General features: G+C 69.8%; 22 protein-coding genes. 13 read left to right on the forward strand and 9 right to left on the reverse strand.

Features of this window, described 5'->3' with window-relative positions; all coding sequences use genetic code 11:
- Positions 1-8: 8 nt before the first annotated feature.
- From murB to C1746_RS22100, 9 genes are all read left to right on the forward strand, one after another.
- A complete protein-coding gene (gene murB, locus C1746_RS13725) occupies positions 9-968 on the forward strand; it encodes a UDP-N-acetylmuramate dehydrogenase (RefSeq protein WP_162867733.1) in 960 nt (319 codons plus the stop codon).
- Positions 969-1081: 113 nt separating this feature from the next.
- Positions 1082-2047, forward strand: a complete 966-nt coding sequence (locus C1746_RS13730) for a cell division protein FtsQ/DivIB (protein ID WP_116715115.1) — start codon at positions 1082-1084, stop codon at positions 2045-2047.
- A 140-nt stretch (positions 2048-2187) separates the two neighbouring features.
- Entirely contained in the window at positions 2188-3402 is a 1215-nt protein-coding gene (ftsZ, locus tag C1746_RS13735) for a cell division protein FtsZ (RefSeq protein ID WP_116715116.1), read from the forward strand.
- 51 nt (positions 3403-3453) lie between these two features.
- A complete protein-coding gene (locus C1746_RS13740; protein WP_116715117.1) occupies positions 3454-4245 on the forward strand; it encodes a purine nucleoside phosphorylase YfiH/LACC1 family protein in 792 nt (263 codons plus the stop codon).
- Positions 4242-4925: a YggS family pyridoxal phosphate-dependent enzyme gene (locus tag C1746_RS13745; RefSeq protein ID WP_205711851.1), complete on the forward strand. Its 684-nt coding sequence runs from the start codon at positions 4242-4244 to the stop codon at positions 4923-4925. Before C1746_RS13740 ends, C1746_RS13745 begins: the two co-directional genes overlap by 4 nt.
- A gap of 75 nt (positions 4926-5000) precedes the next feature.
- Entirely contained in the window at positions 5001-5573 is a 573-nt protein-coding gene (locus C1746_RS13750; protein WP_116715118.1) for a cell division protein SepF, read from the forward strand.
- A 34-nt stretch (positions 5574-5607) separates the two neighbouring features.
- Entirely contained in the window at positions 5608-5871 is a 264-nt protein-coding gene (locus tag C1746_RS13755) for a YggT family protein (RefSeq protein WP_116715119.1), read from the forward strand.
- A gap of 24 nt (positions 5872-5895) precedes the next feature.
- Positions 5896-7827: a DivIVA domain-containing protein gene (locus C1746_RS13760; protein ID WP_116715120.1), complete on the forward strand. Its 1932-nt coding sequence runs from the start codon at positions 5896-5898 to the stop codon at positions 7825-7827.
- A 26-nt stretch (positions 7828-7853) separates the two neighbouring features.
- Entirely contained in the window at positions 7854-8444 is a 591-nt protein-coding gene (locus C1746_RS22100) for a hypothetical protein (RefSeq protein WP_162867734.1), read from the forward strand.
- 6 nt (positions 8445-8450) lie between these two features.
- Here the strand turns inward: C1746_RS22100 and C1746_RS13770 are convergent, their stop codons facing one another.
- A complete protein-coding gene (locus tag C1746_RS13770) occupies positions 8451-8993 on the reverse strand; it encodes an eCIS core domain-containing protein (RefSeq protein ID WP_162867735.1) in 543 nt (180 codons plus the stop codon).
- A gap of 58 nt (positions 8994-9051) precedes the next feature.
- On the opposite strand from C1746_RS13770, the gene lspA reads away from it, so the two are divergent.
- Entirely contained in the window at positions 9052-9669 is a 618-nt protein-coding gene (gene lspA / locus C1746_RS13775; protein WP_162867736.1) for a signal peptidase II, read from the forward strand.
- Between the two features lie 5 nt (positions 9670-9674).
- Positions 9675-10619, forward strand: coding sequence for an RluA family pseudouridine synthase (locus C1746_RS13780; RefSeq protein ID WP_205711852.1), 945 nt, complete (start codon positions 9675-9677; stop codon positions 10617-10619).
- Positions 10620-10669: 50 nt separating this feature from the next.
- Here the strand turns inward: C1746_RS13780 and C1746_RS13785 are convergent, their stop codons facing one another.
- The 7 genes from C1746_RS13785 to C1746_RS13815 all read right to left on the reverse strand — a co-directional run bounded on the left by C1746_RS13785 (position 10670) and on the right by C1746_RS13815 (position 16005).
- Positions 10670-11932: an RNA polymerase sigma factor gene (locus C1746_RS13785; RefSeq protein WP_116715124.1), complete on the reverse strand. Its 1263-nt coding sequence runs from the start codon at positions 11930-11932 to the stop codon at positions 10670-10672.
- 19 nt (positions 11933-11951) lie between these two features.
- A complete protein-coding gene (locus C1746_RS13790; protein ID WP_116715125.1) occupies positions 11952-12323 on the reverse strand; it encodes a YciI family protein in 372 nt (123 codons plus the stop codon).
- Positions 12324-12328: 5 nt separating this feature from the next.
- A complete protein-coding gene (locus C1746_RS13795; RefSeq protein WP_162867737.1) occupies positions 12329-13117 on the reverse strand; it encodes an SDR family NAD(P)-dependent oxidoreductase in 789 nt (262 codons plus the stop codon).
- On the reverse strand, positions 13114-13467 hold the full coding sequence (locus C1746_RS13800; protein ID WP_116715127.1) for a VOC family protein: 354 nt from the start codon (positions 13465-13467) through the stop codon (positions 13114-13116). Before C1746_RS13800 ends, C1746_RS13795 begins: the two co-directional genes overlap by 4 nt.
- A 99-nt stretch (positions 13468-13566) precedes the next feature.
- A complete protein-coding gene (locus C1746_RS13805; protein WP_116715128.1) occupies positions 13567-13806 on the reverse strand; it encodes a hypothetical protein in 240 nt (79 codons plus the stop codon).
- Positions 13807-13867: 61 nt separating this feature from the next.
- The gene (locus tag C1746_RS13810) at positions 13868-15358 is read right to left on the reverse strand and encodes a DUF3179 domain-containing (seleno)protein (protein WP_116715129.1); all 1491 of its coding nucleotides are present in this window, start codon (positions 15356-15358) and stop codon (positions 13868-13870) included.
- A 104-nt stretch (positions 15359-15462) separates the two neighbouring features.
- Positions 15463-16005 (reverse strand): DUF421 domain-containing protein, encoded by a 543-nt coding sequence (locus C1746_RS13815; protein ID WP_116715130.1) that lies wholly within the window; start codon positions 16003-16005, stop codon positions 15463-15465.
- 73 nt (positions 16006-16078) lie between these two features.
- On the opposite strand from C1746_RS13815, the gene C1746_RS23000 reads away from it, so the two are divergent.
- Positions 16079-16306 carry a ribbon-helix-helix domain-containing protein gene (locus tag C1746_RS23000; protein WP_116715131.1) on the forward strand — a complete coding sequence of 76 codons (228 nt, stop codon included), beginning with the start codon at positions 16079-16081 and terminating at the stop codon, positions 16304-16306.
- A complete protein-coding gene (locus C1746_RS13825; protein ID WP_116715132.1) occupies positions 16303-16722 on the forward strand; it encodes a type II toxin-antitoxin system VapC family toxin in 420 nt (139 codons plus the stop codon). The genes C1746_RS23000 and C1746_RS13825 overlap by 4 nt, the downstream gene beginning before the upstream one ends.
- Here C1746_RS13825 and C1746_RS13830 read toward each other — a convergent pair.
- Positions 16719-18143 carry an MBOAT family O-acyltransferase gene (locus C1746_RS13830; RefSeq protein WP_116715720.1) on the reverse strand — a complete coding sequence of 475 codons (1425 nt, stop codon included), beginning with the start codon at positions 18141-18143 and terminating at the stop codon, positions 16719-16721. The genes C1746_RS13825 and C1746_RS13830 overlap by 4 nt on opposite strands.
- Positions 18144-18166: the final 23 nt, after the last annotated feature.

Genomic DNA, 18166 nt, shown 5'->3' on the forward strand with positions numbered 1-18166 from the left:
GGTCGGCTGTGAGCACCTCCTCGACCGGGACGGACTGGATCGGCCTCCTCGAGACCGCCCTGAACGGGGAGACCACCCGCGCAGCGCCGCTGGCCGACCGGACCACGCTGAAGGTCGGCGGGTCCGCTGCGCTGCTGGCCCGAGCGGAGAGCGTAGATGACCTCCGAGCGATAGCCGACGTCTGCCGCGGCCATGCGGTGCCGTGGCTCATCATCGGCCGCGGTTCCAACATGCTGGTCGCCGACGAGGGCTGGCCCGGTGTGGCCATCGTGCTGGGTCGTGGCCTGCGCGGCGTGGAGGTCCTGACCCCGGGGGCCGCGCCCGACACCCCGGCGACCGTCCAGCTCGGCGGGGCCGAACCCATGCCGGTGCTCGCCGTCGCGCTGGAACGGCTGGGACTGGGCGGCATGGCCTTCGCCGTGGCCATTCCCGGCACGGTCGGCGGTGCAGTCCGGATGAACGCCGGGGCCCACGGCGGACAGATGGCCGATGTGCTGGTCTCCGCGACCGTCCTGTCGATGACGGACGGCACCACCCGCACGATCTCCGCGGAGGAGCTGGCGATGACGTATCGGCACACCGCGCTCCCCGACGACGTCATCGTGCTCGACAGCTTGGTCCGCCTGCCGCTGGTCGAGCCGGAGCCGCTGGCCGCCGACATGGCTGAGATGCGGCAGTGGCGTCGCGACCACCAGCCGATCAACCAGCCCTCCTGCGGCAGTGTGTTCCGCAACCCTCCCGGCGACTCGGCCGGCCGACTGATCGATGCGCTGGGCTTGAAGGGCCATCGGGTCGGCGGGGCCGTGATCAGTCACAAACACGCCAACTTCATCACGACCGAACCGGGTGCACGGGCCGCTGACGTGTACGCGATCATCCGACATGTGCAGCGGGAGGTCCGACGAGAATTCGACATCGTCCTCAACACTGAGGTCGTCCTGATCGGTGATTTCGACCCGGAGGTCTAACCGTGAGCGCTTCTTCCCCAGCGTTTCCTGCCCCCCTGAACCGCACGCTGCTGCTCAGAGCCCTGAGCTTCCTCGGGTTGGTAAACCCCCCAGCCCGCCGGCTCGAGCCGAGGATGCGGCCCCGGCCGGCCACTGCCAGATCGGCCACCACCCCCGTCATCCCCCCGGCGACCCGGCAGCGGTCGCTGCTGTCGATGCGGGCGCTGCGCGTCGCCGGGCTGGTCCAGACGCCGGTCGCCAGGACCGCTCATCCTAGAATCCGGGCACGGGCTGAGGCCGCAGCCCGCGTGCGCCGACGGCGGGAGATGCGCATCACGCTGCTCGTCCTCGGCGTGGCCGTTGCCGGCCTCGTCAGCTACGGCACGACTCGGTCGCCGCTGTTCGACATCCACACCGTCGCGCTGCGGGGTGTGGAGCCGACCCAGGCCGCCGCACTGGCCGGGGTCCTCGAGGGCACCCAGGGCACCAACGCGTTCGACCTCGACCTCGCGGCCGTCACGGCAGCGATCGACAGCCTGCCGTGGACGTCGGGTGTGGTCGTGCGTCGCCACCTGCCCGACACCCTGGAGGTCAGGGTGGCCGTGGCCACACCGGTCGTGTCGGCAGTGGTGGAGGACACCCGGTACCTGGTCGACGAGGCCGGAGTTGTCGTCGAGGCGGTGGCTCCGGACGGACGGCCCGCGTCGATGTCGACCGATGCTGCCGCGTTGCCCACCGTCACGATGGTGCAGGCGCCCGTGGTCGGCGACCAGGTCGCCATGCCGTCCGTCCGCAACGCCGCAGCCATCGCCGCGGCCATGCCGGTCGGGCTCCGGCAGTGGATCGTGTCCTACCACGCCGCAGCCGACACGGCGATGGGAGCGGCCACGCCCGGCCCTCGTGGAGAGGTGGACGTGCTGATGCGCATCCCGACCGCAGGCGGTGAGGCGCTGGAGTTCACGGCCCACCTCGGCCGTGCCACCGACATGGACCGCAAGGCGGCTGCGCTGGGCGCCCTCATCGACGAGGTGCGCGCCCGCGGTCTCACGCCGGCCGGACTTGACGTCCGCATCCCCGACCGTCCCGTCATCCAGACCTGATCTCGGCGCGGCCGGACGTCCTGTTCAGCAGGGCAAGTTGACGACCTCGTCACCGGTCAGTAAGGTCTGTCAAGTAACGAGGTTTACATAACTATAACCCTCTAGTTGAGGGTTAGGGTCTGAAACTAGGAGAAACGTCAGTGGCCGCACCCCAGAACTACCTGGCTGTCATCAAGGTGGTGGGCATCGGCGGTGGCGGTGTCAACGCCGTCAACCGGATGATCGAAGCTGGGCTCAAGGGCGTGGAGTTCATTGCGGTGAACACCGACGCCCAAGCCCTGCTCATGTCCGACGCCGACGTCAAGTTGGACGTCGGACGCGAGCTCACCCGCGGGCTCGGCGCCGGCTCGAACCCCGAGGTGGGGGAGAAGGCAGCAGAAGAGCACCGCGACGAGATCGAGGAGGTCCTCAAGGGCGCCGACATGGTCTTCGTGACCGCCGGGGAAGGGGGTGGGACCGGCACCGGAGGTGCGCCGATCGTGGCCGACATCGCCAAGGGTCTGGGTGCCCTCACCATCGGTGTGGTGACCCGGCCGTTCAGCTTCGAGGGCAAGCGGCGGGCGATGCAGGCCGAGCACGGCGTGGACCGTCTCGCGGCCGCCGTCGACACACTGATCGTCATCCCCAACGACCGTCTGCTCGAGGTCAGCGACACCGAGACCTCGATGCTGGAGGCCTTCCGACTTGCGGATGACGTCCTCCTCCACGGCGTCCAGGGCATCACCGACCTGATCACCACGCCGGGCCTGATCAACACCGACTTCGCCGACGTCTCGACCGTCATGCGTGACGCGGGCTCCGCGACGATGGGCGTCGGCAAGGCCCGTGGTGAGGGTCGTGCCCGTCAGGCGGCGGAGATGGCGATCTCCTCACCCCTCCTCGAAGCCTCGATGGACGGCGCCCGTGGTGTGCTGCTGACCATCGCTGGTGGTTCGGACCTGGGACTGCACGAGGTCAACCAGGCTGCAGCCGCCGTCCAGGATCACGCCGACCCCGAGGGCAACATCATCTTCGGGACCGTCATCGACGACTCGCTGGGTGACGAGGTCAAGGTCACCGTGATCGCGGCCGGCTTCAACGACAGCCCGACCGCGAAGCAGCAGCAGGCTCCCACGCAGATGTCCGGGCAGGCTGCCGCCAGCGTCAGTCACCTCCGCCCGGTGCGCGAGGCTCCCCGCCCCGACTTCGGTCGAACGGTCCGGGTCGAGTCGCCGCCACCGCTGCCGTCGATCCTGGAGGACGACGACGATGAGGACGACGTGTTCCGTGCGCCGGCACCGGCGGCGGAGCCGGCACGGCCAAGCCCGGAGCCGGCCGACGACGACCTCGACATCCCGTCCTTCCTCCGGCGGTAGGCAGCACCACTCCCCACAACCACCACGGCCCAGCCTCTTGGTCTCTTCCCCATGACCACCACACGATCACCGTCTTCCCCCGGTGACACGCTGCCAGCAGCTCCCCTGACCGGGGAGCTGCTGGACGCGGTGGCCTACGCCTTCTCCGACGCGACGACCGGCACCATGTCGGCGTCGGTCGGGGTTGGCGACCACACCGCCAGCCGCGCTCGGCTGGCGCAGGAGGTCGGAGTCGAGGCCCATCACATCGCCTGGATGCGGCAGGTCCACCAGGACACCGTGGTGGAGCCGGGGCCGGTCAGCACCGACCCGGTCGAGCCGCCCACCGCGGACGGGCTGGTCACGGCCCGGCCGGGACGGGCGCTCGGCGTCCTGGTGGCGGACTGCGTACCGGTGCTGCTCGCCTGCGAGGCCGGCGTGGCCGCGGCCCACTCGGGACGGGCGGGGACGGTTGCCGGCATCGCGGCCAGCGTGGTGGGACGGCTCCGCTCCCTGCCGAACGCAGGTACCGCACCCGTCACGGCGATCATCGGTCCCGCCATCGGCGGCTGCTGCTACGAGGTACCGGAATCGCTGGCCGAGGAAGTCGAGGCGGCGGTTCCCGGAACAGCGGGACTGACCACCTGGGGAACCCCGTCGTTGGACCTGGTCGAGGGGGTCACCCGGCAGCTCCGCGACACCGGCGTGACCGACATCCGGCGGGCGGGTGGCTGCACGCGCTGCGACGGCGGTGGCCGCTGGTTCTCCCATCGCGCCAGTGGTGAGGTGGAACGACGGCCGGCGGGCCGACAGGCCGGCGTCATCGTGCGCCGGATCGTGCACGACGCGGCAGGGCAGTCGTGATCACGGACGACATCACCGCCCGGCTGACCGACGTCCGGTCGCGGGTCGCCGCCGCCGCCGAGCGCGCCGGACGTTCCCCCAGCGGGATCACACTGGTGGCGGTCTCCAAGACCTTTCCCGATGACCACATCCGGGCGGCGAAGCAGGCCGGACAGCTGGACTTCGGCGAGAGCCGTCCGCAGGCACTCGACGCCAGACTCGAGGCCGATCCGCCTCTGGGTGTGCGCTGGCACTTCGTGGGTCGCTTGCAGCGCAACAAGGTCGACCTCGTGCGCGGCCGTGCCACCCTGATCCACTCCGTGGACCGCATGTCGCTGGCGACGGCCATCGCCGAACCGAGTGCCGCCGAGGGTCGGGTCCAACGGGTGCTGATCCAGGTCAACATCTCAGACGACCCGGCCAAGGGCGGGTTCAGCCCGGAGGAGACCCATCACGCCGTCGCCGCCGTCCGCGAGATGCCAGGCATCAGCGTGCAGGGCCTGATGACCATCCCCGCGCTGGACGCCGACCCGGATCAGGCCTTCAGTCGGATGCGGTCGCTGCGCGACGACCTCCGACGGAACTTCCCGGAGGTCCTCCACCTCTCCATGGGCATGTCAGCGGACTTCGAGTCCGCGATCCGTAACGGAGCCACGCTGATTCGTGTCGGGACGGCGCTGTTCGGTCCCCGGGAGGAGTAGGCGAGTAGGACATGACACCATTCCAATCCGCTCCAACTATGGTGGCGCGCACTGGTACACCGAAAGGGCAATCTGATGGCCAATGACCTGTTGAAGAAGACACTGCACTTCCTCGGCATCGTCGAGCAGTACGACGACGACTACGGGGATCTGCCTCCGTCGGCCACAGCTCCGCAGACACCCGCTGCGGCTGCCTCACGACCGGAGCCGTCCAACGTCCGCCGGATCCCCACCGCGGATGACGGTGGCGTGCCGGCAGGCCCGGCAGCCACGCCGCCGCCCGCCCAGCCGTCCGGAACCGTCAACGTCATCGGCGCGACGGGCTCGACCGCGGCGGACACACCACGCGAGCCGGAGCCGTCCGGCCCGAGCATCGTCGATCACGTCCACGTGACCAGCCCCACGGCGTTCAACGACGTCGAGGAGGTTGGCGAGCAGTTCCGCCACGGCGTGCCGGTGCTGATGAACCTCCAGGGCGCGAGCGAGGGGGTCGCCAAGCGGCTGCTCGACTTCGCCTCCGGCCTCATCTTCGGGCTTGACGGCGGCATCGAACGTGCTGGTGACCGCGTGTTCCTGCTGATCCCCGCCGACACCGACGTGGCGGTCACGGAGATGGACCGGCTGCGGGAACGCGGCCTGGTGCAGTAGTGCGCGACAGCTGCCGTGACGGGAGCGACCCGCCGTGGAATTGATCTCGGTGATCGTGTGTCCGCTGCTCACGATCTTCCTGATCCTGTTGATCGTCCGCGTGATCTTCAGCTGGATCCCCCGGCCACCGGAGCCTCTCATGCCGGTCGAGAAGTTCTCCCGGACCACCACCGAGTGGGCCGTCGAGCCCCTCAGAAAGGTAATTCCTCCCGTCCGAATGGGAGCGGTTGCATTGGATTTGAGCATTATTGTGTTGTTCTTGGGGGTGAACATCCTGCAGGGCCTCATCTGCAGGTGACACCACACCCAGGAGTACGCCCCCATGAGCCTGTCACCGGAGGATATCGAGCGACAGGAATTTGAGACCGAGTTCCGCGGCTACCACCGTGATGATGTGAACTCGTTCCTCGATCGTGTCGTGGACACCATCGAAGAGCTCAAGCGCGACAACGAGGCACTGCAGCGACGCTTGGAAGATGCGGACCGGCACGCCCGGGATGCCATAACACTCGCCGAGGACCGGGTTGCCGAGGCGCAGCAGCGAATGGCTGCCGCCGAAGCGCATGCATCGACGCGCATCTCACGGGTCGAGTCGGCGGCGGGTGAGGCCCTCGAAGCCGAGAAGCTGCTCAAGCGGACCCTGATCACAGCTCAGCGGACGGCCGACGCGACGGTGCAGGAGGCCAAGGCGGTCGCCGAGCGCGCCCTGGACGAGGCCCGCACGAAGGCCAGGGACATCGAGGCCACGGCCCGAGTCGAAGCCAGCGCCATCACCGACCCCGCGCGCGCGGACGCGCAGAAGTTGCGCACCGACGCACGCCGCGAGGCGACCGCGATGGTCGACAAGGCTCGGGAGGACGCGGAAGCAACCCGGAGCACGGCCGCCGCCACGGCCACCGAGACCGTCGACGCAGCCCGGCGCGAGGCAGAGCGACTGGTCCTGGCGGCGCGGGACGAGGCAGAGCGGACCGTCACGGCCGCGCAAGACGAAGCCGCGCGGACCATGGAGCAGGTCCGGCTGGACGCCGAGCGGTCCGCACGGGAGCAGCAGGACGAGCTGGACCAGCGTCGCCGGGCCGAGGAAGAGATCGCCGGCCAGATCGTCGCCGCCGCACAGACCGAGGCGGCCGACCTCGTCGCGGCCGCGCGTGCGGAGGTCGACCAGATCCGTCAGACCGCCGAGGCCGAGGCGGCGGCCATCGAGAACCACGCATCCGAGCAGGCTGCCGCGATGCTGGCCCGGGCGGGCGAAGAGGTGGACCACGAACGCCAGCTGGTCGCCCAGGAGATGACCAACCTCACCGAGAACGCGCGGGCGGAGGCGCAGCGCACCATCGATGACGCACGATCGGTCGCGGCACAGGCCGTCGAAGACGCCCGGCTTCAGGCGGAGTTCATGGTGGTCGACGCCGAGGAGCAGGTCCGGCGGGCCCGGGCCGAAGCCGACGACTACGTCACCACGGTCACGGTCGAGGCGGACCACTACGCGGCAGAGACCCGCTCGAACGCCGACTCCTATGCGGCCGAGATCACCGGCCCTGCCGACGCCTACGCCAGTGACACGCGCACGGGCGCAGACGAGTACGCCGATCGCGTCCGGACCGAAGCCGATGAGTATGCAACGGTGACCCGTGGCCAGGCTGATGACCACGCGGCGGCGCAGGTCATCGAGGCCGACGAGTACCGCCGGATCACCGAGTCGGCGGCCGACGACTACGCCGCCCGGGTGAGGGCCGAAGCGGAGACACACCGTGACGCGCTCGTCGCCGAAGTCGAGGACGAGACCACCCGGCTTCGCGTCGAGGCGCAGCAGATGTTGCAGGACGCCGCGCACGACGCCCGGCAACGGCTCGAGGTGGCGGACCAACACGCGACCGCGGCCGAGACACAGGCAACTGCGGCGCTCGACGAGGCGTTGGCGGCTGCCCGACAGCTGACCGAGCGGCGCGAGCGGTTCGCCACTGTGCTGCGGGATGCTCTCACTGAGCAGCTCTCCATCCTCAACGCGGCCGCCGCGACCTCCCACCCGCCAGCGGACCTGATGCAGTCGCTGGATTCGGCTGCGTCCATCCGGGCCGGCTTCAGCGGTCGGAACCTGTCCGTGGTCCCCAGTCCCGACGAGGCGGCCGGTTCGGGGACCGGCGATCGGGCTGCCGGCCCCGCATCGCGGGAGACGCCGGAAGACGACGACGAGCCTGCCGGTTCGCCGGCGAATGACATCGACCTGATCGAGCTCCGACACGGAGAGATGTAAGTCACTCCGGCTACGCTCTGGCCACCATGATCATCATCAGCTTGATCTGCGTCGTGGCAGCCGCAATTGCGCTTGGGGTGGGCTACGTCACCGAGGAGACCTCAGTCCTCTACGCCTCGATCGCGGCGGCGTTGCTCGGTGCGCTCTTCCTCATGATCGCGTGGGTGCAGGGACGACGTCGAGGGAAGCCACTGCGCTCCGCCACGGTCGCTGGGGACGAGCCCGGCTCCGCCGCGACCTGGAAGGGTGCTGCCTGGTCGGAGGGCCAAGGTCAGGCTGACGAGGTCCTGCGTCGCGACGACACCGTACCCGCGAGCCAGGCATCCCCGACCAGCACCCGTCCGGCAGAGAGCCCCGCTCCCGCGGCCTCCGCCCCCGCTGCTCAGTCCGCTCAGGAGCAGACGATCGACGAGGCCGTCTTCAAGCCGCCGGCGGCGCCTGCGAAGCCGTCCGAGCGACCGTCGGCGCCGACGCCACCCCCTGCGCCAGCAGCCCCGCCGCCCGCGCCGTCCACGGGGTGGGCACCCCCCGCACCCCCTGCAGCGCCGCCCAAGGCCAAGCCCGCACCAGGGCCACAGGGCGCACCGCCGCCCCCGCCGCCGCCACCGGCGGCCTGAGCCGTCTCACGCCGCGGGGGTCTGGCCCTCTCGTCGGGCGGCGCGCCCCGCGCGTCGGGCCGCTCGCTCCATCGGGTGCCTGGTGTAGCCGTATCGAGCCAGGAGGTAGTAGTACAGCGGCCCCATGAGCGGCCCGAACCGTTCTGCCTGCCGGGTGTGCGCAAGCTCGTGGGCCAGCAGGTGATCAGACGGCGCTGTCGACCGGGTCAACACCACATGGCCCAGGGTGGTGGCGGCGTAGCCACCACGCTTCAGACCGAAGCCGACAGCGCCGCGAACGCCGGCGAAGAGCAGGACGCCGTGCTCGACGCGTGGCCGCACGCCGGACAGCACGCCGAGGATCAGGCCACCGACGGTGGGGGGGAGGGCCCAGATGAGGGCCACGATCCGGCCCACCGGGGTCCGTGGTGGCTGGGGCACCCAACCCGCCAGGTCTCGGACCCAGCGGGGTTCACCGGCAGCCGACACCACATGGGCATCGGGCGAGGCACCGATCGTGCGTCGACGGGGGAGGAGCGGCGAACCACCGCCCGATGTGGAGCCAGGCATGGGCCGCAGCGTACTGTCGGCTGCCGGTATCCGGCATGGCAGACTCGGTGGTTCCACCATGGTTTCCGTCCCCCGAGATGCCCCCAGCCGCAGCTTGATCTACGCCACGACGATCGTGGTGTCGATCGTGTGGGTCGTGCTCGACCAGGCGACAAAGCTGCTGGCGGTCCGGGCCTACAGCGATGGCGCGCCGGACGACCTCGGACCCGTCGTCCTGCGGCTGGTCTACAACACCGGGGCGGCGTTCTCGTTGCCGATCCGGCTGCCGTGGCTGTTCGTGACCGTCACCGTGTTGGTCGTCACACTGGTGGCCCGAGCACTGCCGGACACGCCGTCGGTGCGGCTGGCCGGCGCCTACGGCCTGGTGGTCGGTGGTGCGATCGGCAACGCGCTCGACCGGATCTTTCGCGACGGTGCGGTCGTCGACATGATCGACCTCGACTTCCCGCCGCTGGAGAGCTTCCCGGTCTTCAACGTCGCCGACATCGGCATCACGGTGGGCGCCGGGTTGGTCCTGCTGTTCATGGTGTTGCTGGAGCGGCGAGAGGCGGCAATGCCTGATCCGGCGGTGCTGGCCGAAGGCGAGGAGGCCTTGGCTGAGTCCGACGGGGAAGCCGAGCGTGCGGCCGAGGATTCCGAGAGCAGCTCCACGCCGCTGCTGCCCTCCGACCAGTAGCGGCTGTGGCCGGCGACGAGCCTGTCGTGTGGACGGTCACGGCCGAGGAGGCGGGGGCACGGCTGGACGTCGTGCTCGCCGGTCAGACCGGGATGTCCCGATCGCGTATCCAGCGGCTGATCGCCGAGGGCCGGGTGCTGGTGGACGACGCGCCGGCCCAGAAGTCGCTGTCGGTCGTGGCGGGGAGCGAGGTCGTGCTCTCGCCGCCGGCCCCACCGCAACCGGCGCCTCAGCCGCCACCCAAAGTGGAGATCCGGTTCGCCGACCAGGACATCGCGGTGGTGGCCAAGCCGGCGGATCTGGTGGTGCACGACGGAGCCGGCGTCCGTGGTCCGACCTTGGTGGCTGCGCTCGAGGCTCAGGGGGTGCCGCTGGCCGATGACGGGTCGGGGCGGCCGGGCATCGTCCACCGGTTGGATCGTGGGACCAGTGGCCTGCTGGTGGTTGCCTCCTCGATGGATGCGCTCGAGCGGCTGCGGGAGGTGTTCAAGGCGCACGACGTCCACCGTGAGTACTGGACCCTGGTGGAGGGCTGGCCTGACCCGCCGGCCGCGACGATCGACGCGCCGATCGTTCGATCCACCTCCAACCGGACGGCCTTCACCACCGGCGACGGCGGCCGGGAGTCGCGGACGCACTACGACACCCTGGCGGTGCACCGCGCCACCGGAGGGGTCTCGTCGGACACCGCGGAGTTGCGGGTGACCCTGGACACCGGGCGGACCCATCAGGTGCGCGTCCACCTACGGGCCATCGGCCGACCCGTGGCCGGCGACCTCCTCTACAACGGGTCGCCGTCGCTGGCGGCCGACTTGGGGCTCGAGCGGCAGGCGCTGCACGCCCGACGGCTGGCCTTCGACCATCCGGTCACGGGTGCCCAGGTGGATCTGACCGAGCCGCTCCCACCGGATCTGGCGGCGGCACAGGCGCTGGTGTCCGCCGAGTCCTGAACGGACTCTCGGTCCGCTGAGCTGCTCCCCGGGTCGACAGCGGTCCCCAGTCAGGACGTCGGTGGCCGTGCGGGCGGCTGTGCCCGTCGGGCGGCGCGGAGCATGGCGGTCCGGTGGGCCGGGTTGGTGGTCGCCTCGCGCGCCCGCCGGTCGGCCTCGTCGGCTGCCTGTGCCTCCCCCGCCGTCCGCAACAGTCGGCCTGCGGCGGCGTGGAAGATCGCCATGTCCTCGACCTCCTCCTCCGTCGCCAGGTGCGCCAGCAGGCGGAGCCCGGCGTGCGGTCCGTCCGCCTCTCCCACCGCCACGGCGTGAGCAACCCGGGCGGCGGGGGAGGGAAGACGCGCCACGAGCGCGCCGTGCAGGGCCGCAAGTCGGACCCAGTTGGTCTCCTCCGGCGACGGTGCGGTGCAGTGCTCGGCGGCGATCAGCGCCTCGAGTCGGTAGGACCCGCCCGCCGACAGCGGTGGGACGCTGGCGAGCAGGTCCTGGCCTTCCGCAATGAGCTCGTGATCCCACCGGGTCCGATCCTGGTCCTGCAGCAGCACCGCCGACCCGTCTGCAGCCACCCGAGCTGGGGCGCGCGCAACTGTGAACAGGGTCAGCGCCAGCAGCGCGCGGGTCTCGTCATCGGCCGGGACCACGTGGTGCAGCTCCCGTGCCAGCCAGAGCGCCTCACGCAGCACGCCTAGATCAGTTGCCGTGTCTCCACGGCGAGCGGCGTGTCCGTGCGTCAGCAGCAGGTGGATGACGGACCTCGCGGTGGTCAGCCGCTCCGGGATCTCGGCGGGCTCGGGAACGGCGGGGCGGATGCCGGCCTGCCGTATCTTCCGCTTGGCCCGGACGATCTGCTGGGCCATCGCCGCGGTGGAGACGCCGAAGAGGTGGCCGATGGCCTCGGTGGGTACGTCCAGGACGCTCCGCAGCGTCAGGACGGTGCCGGCCTGGTGGGACAATGCCGGGTGGGCGCACGCCAGCACCAGGACCAGCAGGTCGTCCTCGGCCGAGGAGACATCGACGGTCTCGATGGTCTCCTGCGATCGGTCGATCCCAACTCGCTCCGCCCGTTGCCGGGCAGCGCCCTCGGCCCGCATCCGGTCGATTGCCTTGCGCCACGCCGTCGTGGTCAGCCACCCACGCGGGTCGTCCGGGACGCCGTCCCGACCCCAACTGCGCAGTGCGGCAGCGAAGGCCTCCTGAACGGCATCCTCGGCCAGTTGGAGGTCCCCGGTCCTGCGCAGCACGGCGCCGAGGACAGCCGCGCGGTCGGCGGCGAAGGCGTGTGCCAACTCGCTGCCGACCGCTGCGGTGCCCATCAGAACCCAACCTGGACCATCAGAGCGCAAGATTGCCCGACGCCGGGCTCTGCCGGACTGGACGGATCTCGACGGCGCCGTAGCGGATGTTGGGCATCCGCTCGGCCCACGCGACGGCAGCGTCGAGATCGTCGACGTCGATCAGGTAGTACCCGATCAGCATCTCGGTCGTCTCGGCGAACGGGCCGTCGGTCAGCAGGCGATCCGCGTCCTGACGTCTGACGGTTGTGGCGGTGTCCGATGCGTCCAGCGCATCACCGCCGAGGAGGACTCCCGCGTCGGCCAGCGCCTCAGTCATCTCCACCCAGTCGTCGATGACGTTGTCGGGTTCCACGACGGGCGGGTTGTCCCAGCGACTCGGATCGCCGGTCAGCAACAGCATGTAGTGCATGCCCCTCAGCCTCCCATACGTGGGGTGTCGGAGACCGTCAGCGTCTGGCTGGCCAGACCACGCGCAGCGTCGGAGAGCAGGAACGCCGCGGCGGCGGCCGTCTCCGCGGTGGTCGTCGGACGTCCGGAGGGGCCGGGGGGCATCTGGAACTCCTCCGGCGACAGGCCGAGCAGCCGGGCCTGTCCAGCTGCGGTCGCCTGGATCGTCGTCGTCTCGGGCATGGCATCGCCCCGAAGGCAGTTGATGCGCACGCCAGCTGGCCCGTACTCGCCGGACAGGGACCGCGTGAGCGCCTCGACGGCGCCGCAGACGGCGGAGATGTTGGCCATGAAGCCGAACGCCCCGCCGGAGAGGGTCGCCGAGAGGGTGACGACGGCGCCGCCCCCGTTCTGGGCCATCAGTGAGGCCGCCGTCCGGGACGTCAGGAAGGTCGAGCCGACGATGAGCTCCAGTGGCTTCATGAAGGTGGCCAGATCCGTCTCATGGGCGCGGGCGGGATAGCCGAGCTCGGCCGGCGCCGCCCCGACGGCATTGAACGTCCCATCGAGCCCGTGGTCGTGGGCCACCTCGTCGAAGGCCTGCTGGACCGACTTCTCGTCCGTCGCGTCCAGCACCATCGCGGTGACCTGGGCGTCGTCGGGGAGTTCCGAGAGCAGTCGGTCCAGCTTGTGCTGGTGCCGAGCCATGGCGACGACGTGGGCACCCTGGGCTGCCAGTTCGACCGTCGTCGCCGAGCCGATGGCGCCGGTTGCAGCGACGACGGCGATGGTCTTGCCACGCAGAAGCCCGCTCACGACGCATCCTCCCACAGCGTGAAGGTGACGCCCTGGTCGTCGGTGCACCGAGCGAACCGACCTGCTGGGATGGCGATGGGCTCAGCCGCGGTCCCACCGAGATGTGTGACGCGGGCACGGGCCGCGTCCATGTCCTCCACGGTGAAGAACAGCCGGGGGCTGGTTGAGGCGTCGGCGCCGGCCAAGCCAGCCTGGGTGCCACCGCCGTCGATCATGGCGTACCCGGGCGCGTTGCCGGGGGAGAACGTCCAGCCGAAGAGATCGGCGTAGAACGTCTTGGCCTGCTCGGCGTCGGCCGCGGGGATCTCGAAGTAGCTGATGGTGCCGTGCACCGCGGTGTCGTGTGTCATGGTCTGCTCCTGTCTCGTTGGGTGGTGACGCCCGGAGCGGGCGATCACCAACGAGGACGGAGCCGACGAAGGCCGATCGACAGCGTGCTGCCAGTATTGCTACACAGGCCCGTAGCTGTTGCCCTCCAGGGCTGGCCGCGTGCCGCTCACGGCCAGGCAGCCGGCGCACAGCTTGCCCATGTCCACGTTCTCGTGGTGGACCAGGCTGAGATGCCCGGATCGCCCGCAGTCCGTGGCTCCGTCTGCCCCAGCGCTCTGCATGCCCTCGACGCTGCCGGAGTCGGCGTGGTGTATCTCGGTTCGGTCGTCGTTCAGCCAGACTCGGATCTTGGTAGCCATACCCCGTTCGTACCCGGATTGCCCGACGGCTACTGCTCGACGGCTGCGCTCGCTAGGTCAGCTAGGCCTCCCACAGCAGCGTGTCGGGGTGGAACTGGCTCCAGGCGAACCAGAAGGCCTGGTGGGATGGGACGGCCTCGCCCTCGAACTCGGCGGTCAGGCCCGCCCCATCCGTGGCCAACGTGACCCCGCCCTCGCTCACAGCTTCGCCATCGTCCAGCGCGGTGCGCGCCGCCTCGGCCGGGAAGGCCACGGGAGTTCCGTCCGGCAGGATGATCCCGACCACCTGGTCCTGGACGCCGAGCCGATCGTCGGTCTCACCGATCGGGAAGATCGGACCGTCGTCGTCCCGCCCACGGAGCGGGTCCAGCGGGTAGGTCCGGCCGATCCCACCGTCGGAGGCGACGATGGTCGTGTCGGGGTGCGCCGCACGCCACTCGGCCCAGGTGCTGGTGACGACCGTGGCCTGCTCGAGGACCATCCCCTCGTCCAGGAGTGGTCCGCTGATCGCCTCGCCGGTGAAGGTGTCGAAGACGCTGTCGGTGGTGAGGTCGAACATCACCTTGTTGGAGCGCCGCAGCAGACCCGAGGTGCGCATCACGATGTCCCCGTTGCCGCCGCCCTCGGTGTCCGTGAAGAACACCTGCGCGGCTCCGCAGAGCGTGCAGTACGGCATCGCGATCCGACGTCCACCGATGGTGGCGTTCACCATCTCGTGGACCTCCATGATGTTCCTCGGGAAGGCCACGGTCTCATCGCCGATCTGCACGCCGAACACGATCCCGTCGTCGGGGTACCAGGAGCCTTCCTCCGCGGGGGTGAGCTCGGGTTCGTCGAGGGAGGGGATGCACCCCTCGGGGCAGCCCTGCGGTGACTCGCCGAGTGGTCGGTCATCGATCCGAACGCCGCCCCACGAGGTCAGACGCCAGTCGATGTTGGAATCGTCGTCATCGAAGAAGGGCTCCCATCCGTCCTCGAAGGAGGTGAAGATGGCCCGCTTCACCTCGACGTAGCCGGGGAAGTCAGGCAGGTCCCACGCGATCAGATGATCGGTGAGGGGGCCCCAGCTGAAGTCATCCAGTTCGTCGAGGTCCAGTCCGGACAGTTCCGTGGCGGCGTCGGTGGCGGCGCGGTAGTCGAACTCCTGGAAGGAGAACCGGATCAGGTCGGACAGGACCCACAGCACCCGCGGGTCCTCGCTGCGGCCCAGCGCGGCCACGGCGTCACGGTCGGGTGAGCCGGGGTTGTCCATGATCACCTCGAGCGCCGCCTGCGTGTCGGCGTCGACGGGACCCTCGGGTGTCGGGGGCGCGGGCGGGAAGCTGGTTGAACTGATCTCGGCAGATGGGTCTTCGGTCTGTCCGGTCTCGTCCGGTTCCGTCTCGGCTGGCTCGGTCTGGGCCTCGTCAGTGGCCTCATCCACGTCGCCGCCCTCGGCCTCCGCTGCCACGTCGTCGGCGCCGCCCGCTGCGTCGTCATCGGTGTCAGCAGGGGTGCAGGCCGCCGCGATGACGGCGAGGACGAGGAGCAGGAAGGACACGCGAACGGGCATGCGACCAGTGTGGACACGCCACCCCCGGGTGAGCGGTGAACGTCTGGGAACATCGGTCATCGTGCTCCGACAACGCCGGGGCGGTCCGACGGGTTCCGCCCGCCCTACCGTCGGTCGATCGTCTCCATGCCGGCGACCCCGCCGATCAGCTCCTGGTCGACCGTCGCGTCAGGGCCGTCGCTGTGGAGGACGGAGACATCGCCCGTCGCCTCGAGGATGACGTACCTGACCTGCTCCATGCGTAGGACGTTGGCCTCGCGCAGCTTGGCCATGACGTCTGCCTCGGTGACCCCGCTGCGGCGGAGGTTGTCGCGCAGCAACTCGCCCTCGACCATCAGCATCGTCGGGGTGTTGTCGAAGACCGCACCCGGGGGGCGGTGCCTGAGCTTGGCGATAATGCCCTGGGAGGCGTACACCACGGCGACCGCCAGTGCGCCGGCGGCCAGGCTGGCACTCCCGGTCGCGGTTGCGGCGAAGATCGACCCGATGGCCACCGTCGCCGCGAAGTCGAAGGAGGACATCTTCGCGAAGGACCGCAGGCCCAGCAGTCGGGTTGCGGCGATGATCGCGGCGAACACGCCCACCGTTGCGATGACGACGGCGGCCAGCTGCGACCAGGAGGAGCCGAGGAGTTCAGGGATGGTCATACGGCGCCCCTACCCGGCCCGGCGGTATGTGGACCGTGGATGGGCGGGACGGTTGGGTGGTAGTTTGTATGGCATGATCAAGACGACGGTGTACCTGCCAGATGAGCTGAAGCGTCAGCTCGCGCTGGTGGCTGACCTGGAGGGGCGATCGGAGGCAGAGGTCATCCGAGTCGCGATCAGCAACCACGTGAGCCGACCCCGACGCCGGCCGCCGACGCTGCCGCTGGTCAACGAGCCCCTCGGTGATCCGGACGCCGCCCGCCGTGTGGACGATCTCTTGGAGGAGGGCTTCGGTCGGTGATCCTCGTGGACACCAGCGGCCTGCTGGCCGCGATGTTCACGGATCAACGGGATCACGATGCGTGTCGAGCGGTGCTCGAGGCGGCGGAGCCACCCCTGCTGCTCTCGCCCTTCGTACTGGCCGAGCTGGACTACCTGGTGTCCCGACATGCCGGGGTCGACGCTGAGCTGGCGCTCCTGGAGGACGTGGCCGAAGGGGCATACGAGCTGACGGAGTTCGGAGCGCTTGATGTGGCGGCGGCCGCTGACGTGGCGGCCCAACACCGGGATCTGAACCTGGGCATCGCCGACGCCTCGATCGTGGTCCTGTCCCAGCGGTATCGAACCAACCAGGTGTTGACGCTGGACCAACGCCACTTCCGCACGGTCCCGGCGTTCGACAGCCTTCCGTTTCACATCCTGCCGGCTGATGGCTAGAACTGGAAGTAGATGAAGGGCGCCACGCCGACCGGGCCGAGCGTCTCCACCACGACCAGGAACCCCGCCAGCGCCACACCCTGGAACAGGGCACTGCGGCGGCTGAACAGGGCCATGAACCGCTCGCCGATGTCGCCGGGCGTCAGCTGGGCGATCAGCGGCACGACGATCGCGACCACCAGCCACCAGACCGGTACGCCAGGGTCCAGCGCCGGGGCCGACGTCCAGCCGGTGACCATCCGGCCGAGGAAGGTCCACGCCCGGCCGAACGACTCGGCACGGAAGAAGATCCAGGCGAAGCAGACGACGTGGAAGGTGATCAGCGCCCGGAGTACCCGATCTCGCCGTGTCGGTGGTGCGTAGCCGCCGAACAGCACGCCACGCCGCTCCAGGACCTGCCAGCCGCCGTGGACGGCGCCCCAGAACACGAAGTTCCACGCCGCACCGTGCCACAGGCCGCCCAGGAGCATCGTGATCATCAGGTTCCGCTCGGTCGCGAGCTTCGACCCGTGCGACCCGCCCAACGGGATGTAGAGGTAGTCCCGGAGCCACCGCGACAGCGTCATGTGCCAGCGGCGCCAGAACTCCTGCAGCGTCACGGCAGCGTACGGCCGGTCGAAGTTGTCGGGGAAGGTAAACCCCAGCAGCAGCGCGACGCCGATGGCGATGTCGGTGTAGCCCGAGAAGTCCGCGTAGATCTGGACGGCGTAGCCGTACATGGCCAGCCACAGCTCCACCGCATTGAACCGGTCGGGGTTGGCGAAGACACGGTCCACCAGCTCGGTGGCCAGGAGGTTTGCGATCACCACCTTCTTGAACATCCCGGCGGCGATCAGCCAGAACCCACGTCCGGCGTCGACGTTTCGAGGGTCCTGCGGTCTGCGGAGCTGCGGCACCAGCTCGCGGGCACGAACGATCGGTCCGGCCACCAGTTGGGGGAAGAAGGAGAGGTAGACGGCGGTGTCGAGCAGCGGGACCGCCCGGGTGTCGCCCCGGTGGACGTCCACGACGTAGCTGATGGCCTGGAAGGTGAAGAACGAGACGCCGACCGGCAACACGATCTGCAGGAGTGGCAGGGGTGGCTCGACCCCGATCGAGCGCAGGGCGTTGGTCAGGGAGGAGACGAAGAAGCCGTAGTACTTGAAGTAGGCCAGGATCGACAGGTCCGCGGTGATCGTGGCCGCCAGGACCAGTCGCCGACCGCGACCGGCCCGCATCCGTGAGATCGCCGTCGCCCCGAAGTGGTTGATCAGCGTGACGCCCACCAGGAGCAGGACGTACCGGGCGTTCCACCAGCCGTAGAAGACGTAGGAGGCGGTGAGCATGAACAGCTTCCACCGCAGTCGGCGAGGCATCAAGAACCATGACGTCGTCAGCACGACGACGAAGAAGATCGCGAACTCGATGGTGGGGAACAGCACCTGGAGGCAGGCTAGATCGGTGG

Source organism: Euzebya tangerina, from assembly GCF_003074135.1.
Lineage (GTDB): Bacteria > Actinomycetota > Nitriliruptoria > Euzebyales > Euzebyaceae > Euzebya > Euzebya tangerina.

Coding starts and splice junctions, on each gene's coding strand:
- C1746_RS13730 (WP_116715115.1), top strand. CDS start 1,082: ATGCGGCCCCGGCCGGCCACTGCCAGATCGGCCACCACCCCCGTCATC.
- C1746_RS13740 (WP_116715117.1), top strand. CDS start 3,454: ATGACCACCACACGATCACCGTCTTCCCCCGGTGACACGCTGCCAGCA.
- C1746_RS13750 (WP_116715118.1), top strand. CDS start 5,001: ATGGCCAATGACCTGTTGAAGAAGACACTGCACTTCCTCGGCATCGTC.
- C1746_RS13760 (WP_116715120.1), top strand. CDS start 5,896: ATGAGCCTGTCACCGGAGGATATCGAGCGACAGGAATTTGAGACCGAG.
- C1746_RS22100 (WP_162867734.1), top strand. CDS start 7,854: ATGATCATCATCAGCTTGATCTGCGTCGTGGCAGCCGCAATTGCGCTT.
- C1746_RS13770 (WP_162867735.1), bottom strand. CDS start 8,993: ATGCCTGGCTCCACATCGGGCGGTGGTTCGCCGCTCCTCCCCCGTCGA.
- lspA (WP_162867736.1), top strand. CDS start 9,052: ATGGTTTCCGTCCCCCGAGATGCCCCCAGCCGCAGCTTGATCTACGCC.
- C1746_RS13785 (WP_116715124.1), bottom strand. CDS start 11,932: ATGGGCACCGCAGCGGTCGGCAGCGAGTTGGCACACGCCTTCGCCGCC.
- C1746_RS13790 (WP_116715125.1), bottom strand. CDS start 12,323: ATGCACTACATGCTGTTGCTGACCGGCGATCCGAGTCGCTGGGACAAC.
- C1746_RS13800 (WP_116715127.1), bottom strand. CDS start 13,467: ATGACACACGACACCGCGGTGCACGGCACCATCAGCTACTTCGAGATC.
- C1746_RS13805 (WP_116715128.1), bottom strand. CDS start 13,806: ATGGCTACCAAGATCCGAGTCTGGCTGAACGACGACCGAACCGAGATA.
- C1746_RS13810 (WP_116715129.1), bottom strand. CDS start 15,358: ATGCCCGTTCGCGTGTCCTTCCTGCTCCTCGTCCTCGCCGTCATCGCG.
- C1746_RS13815 (WP_116715130.1), bottom strand. CDS start 16,005: ATGACCATCCCTGAACTCCTCGGCTCCTCCTGGTCGCAGCTGGCCGCC.
- C1746_RS23000 (WP_116715131.1), top strand. CDS start 16,079: ATGATCAAGACGACGGTGTACCTGCCAGATGAGCTGAAGCGTCAGCTC.